Annotated in this window: 12 protein-coding genes, 1 pseudogene and 1 riboswitch; of the genes and pseudogenes, 5 read left to right on the forward strand and 8 right to left on the reverse strand. The window is 72.6% G+C overall.

Going from position 1 to position 16359, the window contains the following annotated elements:
- Nucleotides 1-40: 40 nt before the first annotated feature.
- Entirely contained in the window at nt 41-763 is a 723-nt protein-coding gene (locus OG413_RS22980; RefSeq protein ID WP_266808335.1) for a ZIP family metal transporter, read from the forward strand.
- A gap of 105 nt (nt 764-868) precedes the next feature.
- Here the strand turns inward: OG413_RS22980 and OG413_RS22985 are convergent, their stop codons facing one another.
- From OG413_RS22985 to OG413_RS23015, 7 genes and pseudogenes are all read right to left on the reverse strand, one after another.
- Entirely contained in the window at nt 869-2263 is a 1395-nt protein-coding gene (locus OG413_RS22985; protein ID WP_266808337.1) for a cobyrinate a,c-diamide synthase, read from the reverse strand.
- Nucleotides 2257-2856 carry a cob(I)yrinic acid a,c-diamide adenosyltransferase gene (gene cobO, locus OG413_RS22990; protein WP_073720216.1) on the reverse strand — a complete coding sequence of 200 codons (600 nt, stop codon included), beginning with the start codon at nt 2854-2856 and terminating at the stop codon, nt 2257-2259. Before cobO ends, OG413_RS22985 begins: the two co-directional genes overlap by 7 nt.
- Nucleotides 2856-4889: a putative cobaltochelatase gene (locus OG413_RS22995; RefSeq protein WP_266808340.1), complete on the reverse strand. Its 2034-nt coding sequence runs from the start codon at nt 4887-4889 to the stop codon at nt 2856-2858. The genes cobO and OG413_RS22995 overlap by 1 nt, the downstream gene beginning before the upstream one ends.
- 449 nt (nt 4890-5338) lie before the next feature.
- Nucleotides 5339-6994: pseudogene (locus OG413_RS23000) on the reverse strand (cobyric acid synthase); the annotation flags it as partial.
- Nucleotides 6991-7932, reverse strand: a complete 942-nt coding sequence (locus OG413_RS23005; RefSeq protein WP_266808342.1) for a cobalamin biosynthesis protein — start codon at nt 7930-7932, stop codon at nt 6991-6993. The pseudogene OG413_RS23000 and the gene OG413_RS23005, both read right to left, overlap by 4 nt.
- Before the next feature lie 125 nt (nt 7933-8057).
- A riboswitch (cobalamin riboswitch) is annotated at nt 8058-8189 on the reverse strand.
- Between the two features lie 149 nt (nt 8190-8338).
- Complete coding sequence (locus OG413_RS23010; protein WP_266808344.1) at nt 8339-8596, reverse strand: hypothetical protein; 258 nt, start codon at nt 8594-8596, stop codon at nt 8339-8341.
- Nucleotides 8597-8608: 12 nt separating this feature from the next.
- Nucleotides 8609-9868, reverse strand: coding sequence for an inorganic phosphate transporter (locus tag OG413_RS23015; RefSeq protein ID WP_266808345.1), 1260 nt, complete (start codon nt 9866-9868; stop codon nt 8609-8611).
- Between the two features lie 326 nt (nt 9869-10194).
- On the opposite strand from OG413_RS23015, the gene OG413_RS23020 reads away from it, so the two are divergent.
- The 3 genes from OG413_RS23020 (at nt 10195) to OG413_RS23030 (ending at nt 13585) form a co-directional block, all read left to right on the forward strand.
- Nucleotides 10195-10860: a class II aldolase/adducin family protein gene (locus OG413_RS23020; protein ID WP_266810311.1), complete on the forward strand. Its 666-nt coding sequence runs from the start codon at nt 10195-10197 to the stop codon at nt 10858-10860.
- An 89-nt stretch (nt 10861-10949) separates the two neighbouring features.
- On the forward strand, nt 10950-12077 hold the full coding sequence (locus tag OG413_RS23025; protein ID WP_266808347.1) for an alpha/beta hydrolase: 1128 nt from the start codon (nt 10950-10952) through the stop codon (nt 12075-12077).
- A 185-nt stretch (nt 12078-12262) separates the two neighbouring features.
- Nucleotides 12263-13585 carry a hypothetical protein gene (locus OG413_RS23030; protein ID WP_266810313.1) on the forward strand — a complete coding sequence of 441 codons (1323 nt, stop codon included), beginning with the start codon at nt 12263-12265 and terminating at the stop codon, nt 13583-13585.
- A 137-nt stretch (nt 13586-13722) separates the two neighbouring features.
- On the opposite strand, the gene OG413_RS23035 is transcribed toward OG413_RS23030, so the two are convergent.
- The gene (locus tag OG413_RS23035) at nt 13723-14136 is read right to left on the reverse strand and encodes a VOC family protein (RefSeq protein WP_266808349.1); all 414 of its coding nucleotides are present in this window, start codon (nt 14134-14136) and stop codon (nt 13723-13725) included.
- Between the two features lie 350 nt (nt 14137-14486).
- Here OG413_RS23035 and OG413_RS23040 point away from each other — a divergent pair, with 350 nt between their 5' ends.
- On the forward strand, nt 14487-16085 hold the full coding sequence (locus tag OG413_RS23040; protein ID WP_266808350.1) for an ABC-F family ATP-binding cassette domain-containing protein: 1599 nt from the start codon (nt 14487-14489) through the stop codon (nt 16083-16085).
- Nucleotides 16086-16359: the final 274 nt, after the last annotated feature.

Raw genomic sequence — 16359 nt, forward strand, 5'->3', positions numbered from 1 at the left:
TGAGATGCGGGCACCGGGGTCGATCGGCTAGCAAGGGCCCATGGCGGTGTTCGTCGCGCTCGGCGCGTTCCTGATGACTCTGGCCGGTGGCTGGGTCGCTCAACGCGTCACCGACCGCCGCCACCTGGTGCTCGGCTTCGCGGGCGGGCTGATGCTCGGCGTGGTCGGCCTCGATCTGCTGCCGGAGGCGGTCGAGGCGGCGGGCGAGCCGGTCTTCGGTGTGCCCGCCGCCCTGTTGCTGTTCGTGGGCGGCTTCCTGGTGGCCCATCTCGTGGAGCGGCTGCTCGCCGTACGCCAGGCGGCACACGGGGCGGGGGAGGAACGCGTACCGCAGGTGGGCCTGACGGCGGCGGCCGCGATGGTGGGCCACAGCCTGATGGACGGGGTGGCGCTCGGCGCCGCGTTCCAGGTCGGCGGAGGCATGGGCGCCGCCGTCGCACTGGCCGTGATCACTCATGACTTCGCCGACGGTTTCAACACGTACACCATCACCAGTCTCTACGGGAACGCCCGCCGCAAGGCGCTCTTCATGCTGTTCGCGGACGCCCTGGCACCGATCGTCGGCGCGGCTACGACACTGCTGTTCACCCTTCCGGAGGAACTGCTCGGCTGCTATCTCGGTTTCTTCGGCGGCGTGCTGCTCTACCTGGCCGCCGCAGAGATTCTGCCCGAGGCACACCACGACCATCCCGCCCGCTCCACATTGCTGTGCACGGTCGGGGGTGTCGGCTTCATCTGGCTGGTGGTGGGCATCGCGGACTAGTCCGCGCACGGCCGGCCCGGCACCGGGCGCCCGCGGTCTCCGGCCCGGCCGACCCGCCGACCTGCCGCCTTCGGCCCGGCCGACCCGCCGCCCAGGCCGCCAGGCTCACGCGCTGTCGGCCGCGCCGATCCCGCCGGTCCCGTCGGGGCCCCCGCCGCACTGCTCGACGAAGCGACGCGCCACCCCGGGCGAGGACGCCCAGTGCGTATGCAGATAGCTCGCGTGCACGCCCTGCTGGACGAAGCCCTCCACACGCCGCTCCGGCTGGTGCATGCCCCACGCGGGCGTGGCCCCGGCGCCCGGTTCCAGCACCGTCCGGTGGAACTCATGACCGCGCATCCGGGTCCCGGCCACCGCCAGCGAACTGTCGGAAACCGCCACCGCCGCCCGGTAGCCGAGCGTCAGCCGCTCCGACATCCGGGCCTCGGCGTCCAGCACCCCGCACATCGGCCGCCCGTCCAGCTCGCGCGCCAGATACAGCAGCCCCGCGCACTCCGCCGCCACCGGCGCACCGCTCAGCGCCAGTTCGGTCACTGCCCTGCGCAACGGCTCGTTGGCCGACAGCTCGGGGGCGTACATCTCCGGGAACCCGCCGCCGATCACGAGGCCCGCCGTGCCCACCGGGAGCTTCTCGTCGCGCAGCGGGTCGAAGACCGCGACCTCCGCGCCCGCCGCCGCCAGCAGCTCGGCGTGCTCCGCGTACGCGAAGGTGAACGCCGCCCCGCCCGCCACGGCCACCACGGGCCCGGCCCCGGTCCCGGCCGCCGGGTGACGCTCCGGCTCCCACACCTCGTCCGGCAGCGGGGGAGCCGACCTGGCCAGGGCCATCAGCGCGTCGAGATCGCATCCCGCGCGCACCCGTTCCCCCATCGCCCGTACGGCGTCGACGGCATCCGTCTGCCGCTCGGCCACCGGCACCAGGCCCAGGTGGCGCGAGGGCGTCGCCAGTTGCGCGGCCCGCCGCAGCACCCCGAGCACCGGCAGACCCGACTCGTCCAGCGCGTCGCGCAGCAGTGCCTCGTGCCGGTCGGAGGCCACCTTGTTCAGGATCACGCCGCCTATCCGTACCTGGGGATCCCAGGACGCGAACCCGTGCACCAGGGCCGCGACGGAACGGGACTGCGAGGAGGCGTCGACGACCAGCACGACGGGCGCCCGCAGCAGCTTGGCGACCTGGGCGGTGGAGGCCAGTTCGCCCTGGCCCGAGGCGCCGTCGTACAGCCCCATGACGCCCTCGACCACCGCGAGGTCGCAGCCGCCCGCCCCGTGCGCGAACAGGGGGGCGATCAGACCGGTCCCGCACATGTACGCGTCGAGATTGCGGCCGGGACGGCCGGTCGCCAGCGCGTGGTAGCCCGGATCGATGTAGTCCGGGCCCACCTTGTGCGGGGACACGGCGAGCCCGCGCGCGGCGAACGCCGCCATCAGCCCCGTGGCGACCGTGGTCTTGCCGCTGCCGGACGCAGGAGCGGCGATGACCAGACGGGGAACAGTCACCACTCGATGCCCCTCTGGCCCTTCTGACCGGCGTCCATCGGGTGCTTGACCTTCGACATGTCGGTCACCAGGTCGGCGGCCTCGATCAGCTTGTCCGGAGCGTTGCGCCCGGTGATCACCACATGCTGGGTGCCGGGACGGTTCCGCATCACCTCGACGACCTCGTCGGTGTCGATCCAGCCCCAGTGCATCGGGTAGGCGAACTCGTCCAGGACGTACAGTTTGTACGTCTCGGCCGCCAGGTCGCGCTTGACCTGCTCCCAGCCCTCACGGGCCTTCTCCTCGTTGTCCAGCTGATTGTCGCGCTGCACCCACGACCAGCCCTCGCCCATCTTGTGCCAGGCGACGGTGCCGCCCTCGCCGCTGGCCCCGAGGACCTTCAGCGCGTTCTCCTCGCCGACCTTCCACTTCGCCGATTTCACGAACTGGAACACCCCGATGGGCCAGCCCTGGTTCCAGGCCCGCAGCGCGAGACCGAAGGCAGCCGTCGACTTCCCCTTGCCGATGCCCGTGTGGACGAACAGCAGCGGGCGGTTGCGCCGCTGACGGGTGGTGAGCCCGTCGTCCGGTACCGATGTCGGCTGTCCCTGTGGCATTACGCGGCCCTCCCGGCTGTGGTGACGTCCTTGACGAGCCCGGCGATCGAGTCGGCCCGCAACTCGTCGAGCGTGACGGCGGTACCCCCCAGATCCCGGGCGAGTTGTGCGGCGAGCCCGAGGCGTACGATCCCCGACTCACAGTCCATGACGACGGACGCGGTGCCCTCGGAGCGGTGCAGCCGTCCGGCCCTCCCGGCGAGCGCCACCGGCTCGGGACCGCCGGTCGCCCGGCCGTCCGTCACCACGACGAGCAGCGGCCGCCGCGACGGATCGCGCAGCCGTTCCACCCGCAGGACGTCATGGGCCTTCAGCAGCCCGGCGGCCAGCGGCGTACGGCCCCCGGTCGGCAGCGACTCCAGCCGCGCCGCCGCCGCGTCCACCGACGAGGTCGGCGGCAGCGCCACCTCGGCGTCCTTGCCCCGGAAGGTGACCAGGCCGACCTTGTCCCGCCGCTGGTAGGCGTCCAGCAGCAGCGAGAGCACCGCACCCTTCACCGCGCTCATCCGCTGCCGGGCCGCCATCGAACCGGAGGCGTCCACGACGAAGAGCACCAGATTGCCCTCGCGCCCCTCCCGCGTCGCCTGCCGCAGATCGTCGCGGCGGACGACGAGGCCGCGCCCGGACCGTCCGCGTGCGTGCTGGTGCGGCGCCGCCGCCTGCACGGTCGCCGCCAGGTGCAGCTTCGTCAGGGCACCCTGCGGGCGCCGCGACCCGGTCGTACGGCCGTGCTCGGTACGGGCCCGGGACCGCCGCCCCGCAGCACCCTCGCCGAGCCCCGGCACACTCAGCATCTTCGTCCGGAACGGCTCGGCCGAGGCCACGGGCTGCTGCTCCGCACCGGCGGAACGCCCCGGCGCGTCGGTGCTGCCCTCGTGCGCGGGCCCCGGCGTGTCGCTCCTGTCGGCCTGCGGCGGCACGCCACCGCCACCGCCGTCGTCGCCCCCGTCACCGGGACCGTCCGGGTGCGGCCCGTCGGGGTCCGGATCGTTGTCGCCCTCGCCCTCGCCGTTGCTCTGGTCCTCGGCGGCTTCCCGGAGCGTGTCGTCCAGCTTGTCCTCGTCCAGACCGGGCGCGTCGAACGGATTGCGCCGACGCCGGTGCGGGAGCGCCAGGAGCGCGGCCTGCCGCACATCCTCGTCGAGCACCTCCTCGCGCCCCGCCCAGGCGGCCAGGGCGGTCGCGGTACGGGCCATCACGATGTCGGCGCGCATGCCGTCGACCTCGAACGCCGCACAGGTCGCCGCGATCTGCCGCAACACGCCGTCGCCCAGCACGACACGGGGGAGCAGGGCGCGCGCGGCGACGATCCGTTCCCTGAGCGCGGACTCCTCGTCGGCCCAGCGGGCGGCGAAGGCGACCGGATCGTCGTCATGGGCGAGCCTGCGCCGCACGACGTCGACCCGCTGGTCGGTGTCACGGGACGCGGCCACCTCGACCGTGAGCCCGAACCGGTCCAGCAACTGCGGCCGCAGCTCGCCCTCTTCGGGGTTCATGGTTCCGACCAGCAGGAAACGCGCCGCGTGCCGTACGGAGACGCCCTCGCGCTCGACGTACGAAGCACCCATGGCCGCCGCGTCCAGCAGCAGGTCCACCAGATGGTCGTGGAGCAGGTTGACCTCGTCCACGTACAGAATCCCGCGATGCGCGTCGGCCAGCAGCCCCGGCTCGAAAGCCTTCACGCCCTCGGAGAGCGCCCGCTCGATGTCCAGCGCGCCCACGAGCCGGTCCTCGGAGGCCCCGACGGGCAGCTCCACGGTCCGCGCGGCCCGCGACACGCCGGTTCCGTCGCCGTGGGGCCCATCGGGACACGCCGGATCGGGAACACCCGGGTCACACGAGAACCGGCAGCCCGGCACCACGGAGACCTCCGGCATGAGCGCGGCGAGCGCCCGCACGGCGGTGGACTTGGCGGTCCCCTTCTCCCCCCGCACGAGCACCCCGCCGACAGCCGGACTGACGGCGTTCAGCAACAGCCCGAGCCGAAGATCGTCCTGCCCGACGATCGCGGTGAAGGGATACGGCGTACTCACAGGGCCTCCTTGTTGACATCCGAAACTTCAAGCCTGTCCGGCTCCTGCGCCGCGTGGCGGGCAACTTCAAGCCTGTCCGGCTCCTGCGCCGCGTGGCGGGCAACTTCAAGCCTGTCCGGCTCCTGCGCCGCGTGGCGGGCAACTTCAAGCCTGTCCGGCTCCTGCGCCGCGTGGCGGGCAACTTCAAGCCTGTCCGGCTCCTGCGCCGCGTGGCGGGCAACTTCAAGCCTGTCCGGCTCCTGCGCCGCGTGGCGGGCAACTTCAAGCCTGTCCGGCTCCTGCGCCGCGTGGCGGGCAACTTCAAGCCTGTCCGGCTCCTGCGCCGCGTGGCGGGCAACTTCAAGCCTGTCCGGCTCCTGCGCCGCGTGGCGGGCAACTTCAAGCCTGTCCGGCTCCTGCGCCGCGTGGCGGGCAACTTCAAGCCTGTCCGGCTCCTGCGCCGCGTGGCGGGCAACTTCAAGCCCGTCCGGCGATTGAGGACCGGGGTCCGGGGCAGAGCCCCGGTTTCGGGAAGGGGCGGGGCGGGGAGACAAGCCCGCCGCAGGCGCACCACCCCCCACAGACGACGCACCACCACCCGCAGACACACCCGCCCCCACCACCGGCGCTCCCGGCGCGATGAACGGCAACCCCCCCGGCGCCCCACCCTCGATCAACCGCCACAACCCATCCGTATCCGCGTGCTCCTCCACCAGATCCCCGAGCCGGTCCAACTGCTCCTCCCGCAGCGCCCCGAAACTCGTGTCCGGCGCGGCCACGAACCGCCGCCCCGCCGCCCGCGCGACCTCCGCCAGGAACCGCCGCCGGAACGCGTCGCTCTCCAGCGACCCGTGCCAGTGCGTCCCCCACACCGAGCCCACCCGGCACCCGTCCAGGAACGGCTCGCCGCCCCGCACATCGGCGACCCCGTGGTGGATCTCGTACCCCTCCACCGGTTCCCCGAGCGCCGAACCGACCGGCCGCGCGAGCGTCTTGGCCCGCTCGAACCGGATCCGCACCGGCAGCAGCCCCAGCCCGTCGACCTGTCCGGCCCGCGACTCCACCTCGTCCTCGATCTGTTCACCGAGCACCTGGAACCCGCCGCAGATGCCGAGCACCGGCCGCCCCTCGGCCGCCCGCCGCACGAGCGCGTCGGCGAGCCCCCGCTCCCGCAGCCAGGCCAGCGCCTTCACCGTCCCGCGCGTACCGGGCACGATCACCAGGTCCGCGTCGGCCAGTTCCTCGGCCCGGTCCACGAACCGCACCACCACACCCGGTTCGGCGGCCAGCGCGTCCACATCGGTGAAGTTCGACATCAGCGGTACGGCACACACGGCGACCCGCAGCACGTCCTCGCCGTGCGGCGGCGCGACGACCGACTCCCGTACGGCACCGCGCAACGAGACGCGCAGACCGTCCTCCTCGTCGATGCCCAGGCCGTGCGCGAAGGGCAGCACCCCGTACGTGCGCCGCCCGGTCAGCCCGTACAGCATGTCCAGACCCGGCTCCAGCAGCGAGACGTCGCCGCGGAACTTGTTGACGAGGTAACCCGCGACCAGCGACTGGTCCTCGGCGCTCAGCAGTGCCGTCGTACCGAAGAACGAGGCGAAGACGCCCCCGCGGTCGATGTCGCCGACCACCAGCACGGGGAAGCGCGCGGCCCGCGCGATGCCCATGTTCACGATGTCGGTGCGCCGCAGATTGATCTCGGCGGGACTGCCCGCCCCCTCGCAGATCACGGCGTCATACGTGCCCCGGAGCTGCTCCAGACAGTCCACGACGGTCCCGAGGAGCGCCTCCTGCCGTCCTCCGTGATAGCCGCGGGCGCTCATCTCACCGACCGCCTTCCCCATCAGGACGACCTGACTGGAACGGTCACTGCCGGGCTTGAGCAGCACCGGGTTCATCAGCGCGGTCGGCTCCACCCGGGCGGCCTGGGCCTGCATCGCCTGGGCCCGGCCGATCTCCGCGCCCTCGCGGGTCACGAAGGAGTTGAGCGACATGTTCTGCGCCTTGAACGGCGCGACCTTCACCCCCTGGCGCACCAGCCACCGGCAGATCCCGGCCGTGACGACGCTCTTGCCCGCGTCCGATGTGGTTCCGGCGACCAGCAGTCCGCCGCTCATGTCCGTCTCCGTCCCGCGATCAGCCGGCCCGCCACGCACACGCCGAGGGCCAGCGCACTCACCCGGCGCGACAGTCGCACCGCTCGCTCGATGTCGGCGCTCTCCACCGCCCGACCGGGCGCGTTGAGCACCGGCCGGTGCTCAACGCGCCCGGCGTACGCCAGGGTCCCGCCGAGCCGTACGCCGAGCGCCCCCGCGAACGCGGCCTCCACCGGACCCGCGTTGGGGCTCGGATGGCTGCCCGCGTCCGCACGCCACGCCCGTACGGCTTCGCCCGGACGTCCCCCGGCCACCACGGCCAGCGCGGCTGTCAGCCGGGCTCCGGGCCATCCCGCCAGGTCGTCCAGGCGGGCCGAGGCCCAGCCGTAGCGCCGGTAGCGGGGCGACTTGTGGCCGACCATGGCGTCCAGGGTGTTGACGGCCCGGAAGGCGACGAGTCCGGGGACCCCGCCCAGGGCGCCCCAGACGAGGGCGCCGACGACGGCGTCCGAGGTGTTCTCGGCGACGGACTCGACCACGGCGCGGGCGATCCGCGGCCCGTCGAGCGAGTGCGGATCACGCCCGCACAGATGAGGCAGCCGCTCCCGGGCCACGTCGATGTCCCCGGCGGCGAGCGCGCCCGCGATGGCGCGCGCCTCACGGCCCAGCGACGTACCACCGATCACGGACCAGGTGGTGGCGGCGGTCAGCGCGACAGCCGCGGCGGGGCGGCCCCGTACGGCACGGGAGGCCAGCGCGGCGGCTCCCGCGGCGCCTCCGGCGCAGACGAGGGTGTGCAGGGCGCCCCGCCCGCGGTGGTCGCGCCACAGCAGGCGCTCGGTGGCTGCCGCCGCCCGGCCGAACCCGGCGACGGGATGCCCCCGGCGGGGGTCACCGAGCAGGCGGTCACCGATCAGTCCGGCCGTGGCGCCGTACGCGAAGATGCGGTCGGCACGCATGGCTCAGCCGACCGCGGTGCGGGAGGTTCTCGCAGGGGGCGACACAGGTTCCGGCGCACGGCGGCCAGGCATGGCGTATGTCCTCACTCAGGGTCCGCGCCCTGGTTCGACGTGACCGGCGACGAGAGTCTCCTGGCTTCCGGATCCGCAGTTCCCCCGGCCTTCCAGCCCGCGTCGGCGGACCGTGACTTCCGATGTGGGGGACTGCTCCCCGGTGACAGTGGCGGGACCGCGCCGGATTCGCACCGGCTTCCTCTGCTGTCGCCGTAAACGGCTCCGGCAGTCCACCACGCTGTGAGAACGCCCGTCAACTTGCCGTTGACCTGCGGGGCCGCAGTGTGCCCAGACGCACATCGGGCCGGACACACACGGTGTGTCCGGCCCGATGGAGGAGCGGTGACGCGGGTCAGGCGACGATCAGATAGATCCCGTACGCGACCGCCGCCACGCACAGCGCGAAGCAGAGGTACGCACCGGCGCGGACCGGCGTGAACGCGCCGCCGGAGCCGCCCGCCCGCGCCGTCGAACCCTGTGCCGTCGAAGCCTGCGTCGACGCCTGCTTGGAGAGGCCGATGATGCCGAGCGTGAAGAGGCCGACCAGCGCCACGGTGACCACGAGGCTGACACCGAAGACGGAGGCGAGAGCTGCCCAGTCGATGTTCATGGGGATCTGTCCTTACACCGTGGCCGGCCGCGCCGGGTCGGCGGGCGTTCCGGCCGGAGCCGAGATGGTGGTCTTGAGGTCCGTGGCCGTGGTGCCGATGGGGGGCGGGGTGACGGCGGCCATGGCCGTGGTGACGACGCCCGCGGGCTCGTCCTCCGCGCCGCCGCCGGTGACGTTGGTGTGGTCGACCGGCTTGCGGCGCGACAGCAGCCAGATGGCACCGGAGCCCGCGACGAGCAGGACCGCGACGACGGCGACGCCCCAGCCGCCCTGCTTGGTCAGGAACTCCGCGCCCGCGCCGACCAGGCCCGCGGCCGGCAGGGTCAGGCCCCAGGCGACGAACATCCGGGTGGCGGTGGACCAGCGGACCACGCCCCCCTTACGGCCGAGGCCCGCGCCCATCACGGCGCCGGAGCAGGACTGGGTGGTGGAGAGCGAGAAACCGAGGTGCGAGGAGGCCAGGATGACCGTGGCCGCACTGGTCTGGGCGGCGAAGCCCTGCGGCGGCTTGAGGTCGGTCAGGCCGCTGCCCATGGTGCGGATGATGCGCCAGCCGCCGAGGTACGTACCCAGGGCGATGGCGACACCGGCGGAGACGATGACCCAGACCGGCGGGTTGGAGCCGGGGGACAGGACGCCACCGGTGACCAGGGCCAGGGTGATGATGCCCATCGTCTTCTGCGCGTCGTTGGTGCCGTGGGCGAGCGAGACGAGACCGGCCGAGGCGATCTGGCCGGCCCGGTAGCCCTTGGCGGTCGACTTCAGCTGCGCCTCGTCGGTGACCTTGCGGCTGAGACGGTACGTCAGCCTGGTGGCCAGCAGCGCGGCGAGACCGGCGACGAGCGGGGCGGCGATCGCGGGCAGCAGCACCTTGGTCACGACGGTGCCGCCGTTGATCGAGGACCAGCCGGCCGACATGACGGCGGCGCCGATGAGGCCGCCGAACAGGGCGTGGGAGGAGCTGGAGGGCAGGCCGACCAGCCAGGTCAGCAGATTCCACAGGATGGCGCCGACGAGCGCCGCGAAGATGACCTCGGTTCTGAGGCCGTCCTCGTTGACGATCCCGCCGGAGATCGTCTTGGCGACCTCCACCGACAGGAACGCGCCGATCAGGTTGAGAACGGCGGACATGGCCACCGCTGTCTTGGGCTTCAGGGCGCCGGTCGAGATGGTGGTGGCCATCGCGTTGGCGGTGTCGTGGAAACCGTTCGTGAAATCGAACACGAGAGCTGTCACGACCACAATCGCGAGCAGCAGCGTGATGTGTTCCATTTACCCAGGCAATCGTTCGACGTCAGTGGCTCGTGGACCGTAGGCAACCTGAGTGAACGGAAGATGAACTGGGCGGGGCGCTGTGGTGATCCCAAATGGATTGGGATCACTCCGCTTGTGTACGCGAGGGGCCTGGTTACGCCCCTGAGGCGGTGCGAGGACTGCCCTTTGCCCCCGCTTGGCGAAGATTTTGAGCCGCGGTTCTGTCACTCGTAAGAGATTCCGGTCACCCGGGGTCGCGAGGGGTCCCGGCCGCCGGGACGTCACCCTAGGATCCCCGCATGAGCGATTCCGGCACGGGCGATTCCGGCACGGGCGATTCCCGCATGAGCGCGAGCGATCAGTCCCGGGACGCGATCGAACGGGTCTGGCGGAGCGTGGTCGACACGGCCCGGCGGTCCGCGGCGGACGGCCTGGTCGTGGGCACGTCGGGCAATGTCTCGGCACGCGTCGGCGGGACCGTCCTGGTCACCCCCAGCGGTGTGCCCTACGACCGGCTCCGACCCGAGGACGCGGTCGGCGTCGACCTCGAAGGGCGCCAGATCCTCGGTGAGCTGGCCCCGACCAGCGAACTTCCCCTCCATCTGGCCGTGTACCGCAACAGCTCCGCCGCCGCCGTCGTGCACACCCACGCGGTGCACGCCACCGCCGTCTCCACCCTGGTCACCGAGGTCCCGCTGGTGCACTACGCGGCCGCCCTGCTCGGCGGACCCGTCCGGACGGCCGCCTACGCGCGCTACGGAACGCGGGAGCTGGCCGACAACATGCTCACCGCCCTGCGCGACCGCACCGGCTGCCTCCTGCAGAACCACGGCACCGTGACCTACGGCGACACCCTCGACGAGGCGTACGACCGCACCGCCCAGCTCGAATGGCTGTGCAGGCTCTGGCTCACCGCGAGCTCCGTACCGGGCCACCGCCCGACCCTGCTCTCCCCGGCCCAGCTGCGCGAGGTGACCGACGCCCTGAAGGGATACGGCCAACCCGGCTGATCCACCCTCCCGGCGCTCCCGGCGAGGGCTCCGCACCGGACGGCCCCCGCCCACTGGCACCGCGCACCGCACGCCACGACACTGAAGCCGTGCGCCCGGCAACAGCGACGGCAGTGGCCGTCACCACGATCCTCGGCGCCGGCGCGGCAGCGGTCGCGGCCGGCCGGTACGCCAGTGACGCCGCCCTCAAGGTGCCGTCCGGACGTCCCCTCCCCGCCGACCGCAGAGTCACCGTGCATGCCACGGCGGCCGGGCAGGTCACCCTGACCCGCTCGTTCGCCGCGCTCCGGCCCGGCACGTACGGACTGGTGGGCCCCGGTGTGCACGCCGTCGTCGGGCCGGTGACCGAACAGGCGCCGCACGCCCCGGACACCGTCGTCCGCAGGCTGGAACGGGTGAACCACGGGACCCTGAAGGCGGGCAGCAAGGTCCGCCTCACCCCCGAGCTGTACAGCGGCGACCCCGGCAGCGCCCTCGGTCTCGACCACAAGGAGGTCGAGATCCCCGGCGAACTCGGCATCCTGCCCGCATGGTTCGTGCCCGGCGCCCGGGACACCTGGGTGATCACCGTGCACGGCCTCGGCACCACCCGGGAACACCCCATGAACCTGATGGAGTTCCTGCACGACCAGCGGCTCCCCGTGCTCGACCTCGCCTACCGCGGCGACGCCGGAGCCCCCCGTTCCACCGACGGCCTCGGCCACTTCGGCGCCTCCGAATGGCGCGACCTGGACGCCGCCATCCGCTACGCCCTGCGCTACGGCGCCGAGAGCGTCGTCCTGCACGGCTGGTCGACCGGCGCCTCGATGGCACTGCACGCCGCGGTCAACTCCGCGCTCCGGGACCGCATCAGCGGCCTCGTCCTGGACTCCCCGGTCATGGACTGGCAGGTCACCCTGCGCGCCCTCGCCGCGGCCCGCCACGTCCCGTCCGCCCTGCTGCCGCTCGCCGTGCGCGCCGCCCAGGGCCGGGCAGGGCTGAGCACGGCCCCGCTGCTGGACACCGTCCTGCCGTCCGCCCTGCACGCCCCGACGCTGATCTTCCACGGCCCGGACGACTCCCTGGCCCCCTGGCAGCCGTCCCGCGAACTGGCCGCCCGCCGTCCCGACCTGGTGAGCCTCCACCCCGTACCGCAGGCTCCGCATGCGGCGATGTGGAATGCGGACCCGGCACGGTACGAGGAAACGCTGCGGCGCTTCCTCACGCCCCTGATGTGAGCCGATGCGGGGGACAGGACTGGTCGGTACCAGGCCGAACACCCCCGCCACGGACCGGTGAACCAGCTTCCGTTTGGGCTTTCGGGCCGTCAGAGGCAAGACTGCTCCCCGTGACGTCCCGTACCCCGCGCGACTCCAGGCTGCGACTTGTCCGCCCGCGACCCCTTGCCACCGCCCGCAAGGCCGTGACCACCCGGCGCACCAGGCCGGCCCCCCGGCCTCCCGAGGGCACCCCGCCCCGGACGGAACTGGCCCGGCAGGCCAGGGCGGTCCTCGCCGATGCCGTACGGATCGCCCACTGGGCCGCCGACGGCCCGAGCCCCGGCACCGCACCCCCGGCCCCCCAGGCCCTGGAACGGGCCGCGGCCGCACTGGAACTCTCCCCGGCCCAGGCACGCGCGGGCTGGGACCGCGCCAGGCTGGCCGGTCTCGTGGAACTGCACGGCGGCACCGCACGCCCCGGCTGGCGGCTGCGCGCCTGGGACCGTGACGACTCCGCCGTGCTCCGCGGCTGGGTGGCGCTGTTCGACGCCTGGTCGCTCGTCCACGCCGCGCCCGAGGGCATCGCGGCCACCGCCGTCGCCGAGGCCGTCGAGGCCGTACCCCAGGTGCTCTCGCTCCTCCAGCTCTCCGCGGGCCCGGTCACCGTGCCCGCTCTCCTCGACCTCCTCGGCCAGCGCGTCGCGGAACTCCACGAGGAGCGGTGCGAGGTGCCGTACGGCCCCGAGCAGCAGCCCGCGCCGAGCGCCCCGGCCGTCGAGCACACCGACGCGGGAGGGGACGCCGATCTCAACGCGCTCCTGCTCGACTGGGCCCTGGAGGGACTGGCCGCGGTCGGCGCCCTCACCCTCGGCGCCGGTCACGCCACCCTCACCCCGCTCGGCAACTGGGCGGTCTGGGTCAAGCTGGAACAGATCTGCGTCGCGGCCCAGAGTCCCGCCGGAAACATCGAGCAGTCCGCCGCCGACATGCTGCTCGGCTGCGCACGCCTCACCCCGGGACCGGCCCGCGACGAATACCGGGCCTGGCTCGCCGCCCGGCCCGTCGGCAGCGCCGTCACGGAACTGCTCGCCGTCGCCCGCGGCGAGGACGCCCTGCTGCGCGGCCTGGCCTTCGAGGCACTCCGGGTGGTCGGCGCCCCGGCCGAACCCGTGGTGCGCTCCGTGGCCACCGACCAGACGCTGCGGCCCTACGCGCTGCTCTGGCTCGCCGAGTACGAGGGCACCGACCCGGACGACGCCCAGGAGGTCCTGAGCCGCGAGGAAGCCACCTGGCTCTGGGTCGACACCGCCGCCGCCGTCGCCGACCACGGCGAGACCGGACTGCTGGTCCGCCACCTCGACTCCGCCGTCCAGGGCACGGTCCCCGCCCTGCTCGACGAGGTCAGGGCCGTCGGCCACCCGCGCACCGTCCAGGTCCTGGTCGCCCTGGCCGCCGCGCACCCGGACCCGGCCCTGGCCAAAGCGGTGCGCCGCGCCGCCTTCCAGGTCCACACGGGCGGCGCGTAGACACCGGGGCGTCCTGCCCACGACGCCCGTCCACCGGGCGCCCGTCCACCGGGCGCCCGTCCACCGGGCGCCCGGTGGACCGGCGCGGGGAGCCTCGGGGCTTCGGGGCTTCGCAGCCTTAGGTCCCGTCCCCCGGGTCAGCCTGCCGACCCCGGGGCGTACGTCCCGAAGCTCCACACGTTGCCCTCCGCGTCGCGCGCCAGGTATTCCCGCGAGCCGTAGTCCTGGTCCGTGGGCGGCATCAGGATCTCCACGCCGTGCTCCACCGCCCGCGCGTGGTGCCCGTCCACCTCGTCCACGACCACGTACACCCCGGCCGGGCCCGCGCCCGCCATCGCCTTGGCGAAGACGCCCTCGCGGCCCCTGGAGCCGAGCATCACCCGGCCGTTGCCGCAGGACAGCTCGGCGTGCAGCACGCTGCCGTTCCCGTCCTCGTACACCGCTTCCTCGGTGAAGCCGAGGGCCTGCGTCAGCGTTCTGATCGCGGCCTTCGCGTTGTCGTACAGAATCGTCGGACAGACCGTCGGCACGCCGCCCGCCACACCAGCCATCGCGCTCACCCTCTTCTGTCGCTCGCCCCGCCGTGCTGTGATCTGCGTCTCAGTCTTCCACCGGCCACTGACAACGCCCTCCCGGACGGCATCCGCGCAGGCCGGCCGGAGATGTGGGATCGCGCCATGTGCACGTGTGCGGAATCCGGTGGAGAGCCACCGCTGCCGGGGCGTCGGCGCTGTGGCCCCGCGCCGAGAATCGGCCGGTTCGTCCCGGCGAACGCGCGGAAAAGCAGTTGCACACCGCCAGTAGAATGGGCTGTATGGCCATTCTCCTTGTGCATTAGCGGCGTCGAGAGACCCTCCGCCCCTCGTCCCTCCGCCGTCCATCACTGCCCTGGAGTTTTTCCGTGATCACCGCTTCCGGCATCGAGCTGCGCGCCGGCGCCCGCATCCTGATCGAGTCCGCTTCCTTCCGGGTCGCCAAGGGCGACCGCATCGGTCTCGTCGGCCGCAACGGGGCGGGCAAGACCACCCTCACCAAGTGCCTCGCGGGCGAGGGCACCCCCGCGGGCGGCACCATCACCCGGTCCGGCGAGGTCGGCTACCTCCCGCAGGACCCGCGCACCGGCGACCTCGACATCCTCGCCCGGGACCGCATCCTCTCCGCCCGCGGCCTCGACGCGATCCTGCGCAAGATGCGCGAGAACGAGGAGCGGATGGCGAACGGCCAGGGCGCCACCCGCGAGAAGGCGATGAAGAAGTACGAGCGCCTGGAGACGGAGTTCCTCACCAAGGGCGGATACGCCGCCGAGGCCGAGGCCGCCACCATCGCCGCCGCGCTCAGCCTGCCCGACCGGGTGCTCGGCCAGCCCCTCCACACGCTCTCCGGCGGTCAGCGCCGACGCGTCGAGCTGGCCCGCATCCTCTTCTCGGACGCCGACACCCTGCTCCTCGACGAGCCCACCAACCACCTCGACGCGGACTCGATCGTCTGGCTGCGCGACTACCTCAAGACCTACCGCGGCGGCTTCATCGTGATCTCCCACGATGTCGACCTCGTCGAGACCGTCGTCAACAAGGTCTTCTATCTCGACGCCAACCGTGCGCAGATCGACGTCTACAACATGGGCTGGAAGCTTTACCAGCAGCAGCGCGAGGCCGACGAGAAGCGCCGCAAGCGCGAGCGCCAGAACGCCGAGAAGAAGGCCGCGACCCTCAACGCGCAGGCCGACAAGATGCGCGCCAAGGCCACCAAGACTGTCGCCGCCCAGAACATGGCCAAGCGCGCCGACCGGCTGCTGTCCGGCCTTGAGGCCGTCCGGGTCTCCGACAAGGTCGCCAAGCTGCGCTTCCCCGACCCCTCGCCGTGCGGCAAGACCCCGCTGATGGCGGAGGGCCTGTCCAAGTCCTACGGCTCGCTCGAAATCTTCACCGACGTCGACCTCGCCATCGACAAGGGTTCCCGCGTCGTCATCCTCGGTCTCAACGGCGCGGGCAAGACCACGCTGCTGCGCCTCCTCGGCGGTGCCGAGAAGGCGGACACCGGCGAGATCATCGAGGGCCACGGCCTCAAGCTCGGCTACTACGCCCAGGAGCACGAGACCCTGGACCCGGAGCGCACCGTCCTGGAGAACATGCGCTCCGCCGCGCCCGACCTCGACCTGGTCGAGGTCCGCAAGACGCTCGGCTCGTTCCTCTTCTCCGGCGACGACGTCGACAAGCCCGCCGGGGTGCTCTCCGGCGGCGAGAAGACCCGGCTCGCGCTCGCGACCCTGGTCGTCTCCTCGGCCAACGTGCTGCTCCTCGACGAGCCGACGAACAACCTCGACCCGGCCAGCCGCGAGGAGATCCTCGGCGCGCTGCGTACGTACAAGGGCGCCGTCGTCCTCGTCACCCACGACGAGGGTGCGGTCGAGGCGCTCCAGCCGGAGCGGATCATCCTGCTTCCGGACGGGGTCGAGGACCTGTGGGGTGCGGACTACCGGGACCTCGTCGCCCTGGCCTGATCCACTGGGGATAGATCATTCGGCCTACGCGTGATCCATCATCTGAGTGAGTGCGTCTCATACCTCGGCGTGGCACCCGATAGATAGCTGCCGGGCGCACCCATTTCGCTCTGTTCGCCCCGTACGGCCCTGACCTGGTGGTTCTTTCGGACGCTCGTCCCGAGAGCCTCCGGATCGCTGCGGAATGCGTGATTCCGATCGTGTTGGCGGCGTCTCCGGCCGCGAATCCGGTCGTACGTACCTTGCCGAATGGGTGGCCATGAAGCTCATGAGG

Origin of the sequence: Streptomyces sp. NBC_01433, assembly GCF_026340105.1 — a bacterium.
GTDB lineage: Bacteria > Actinomycetota > Actinomycetes > Streptomycetales > Streptomycetaceae > Streptomyces.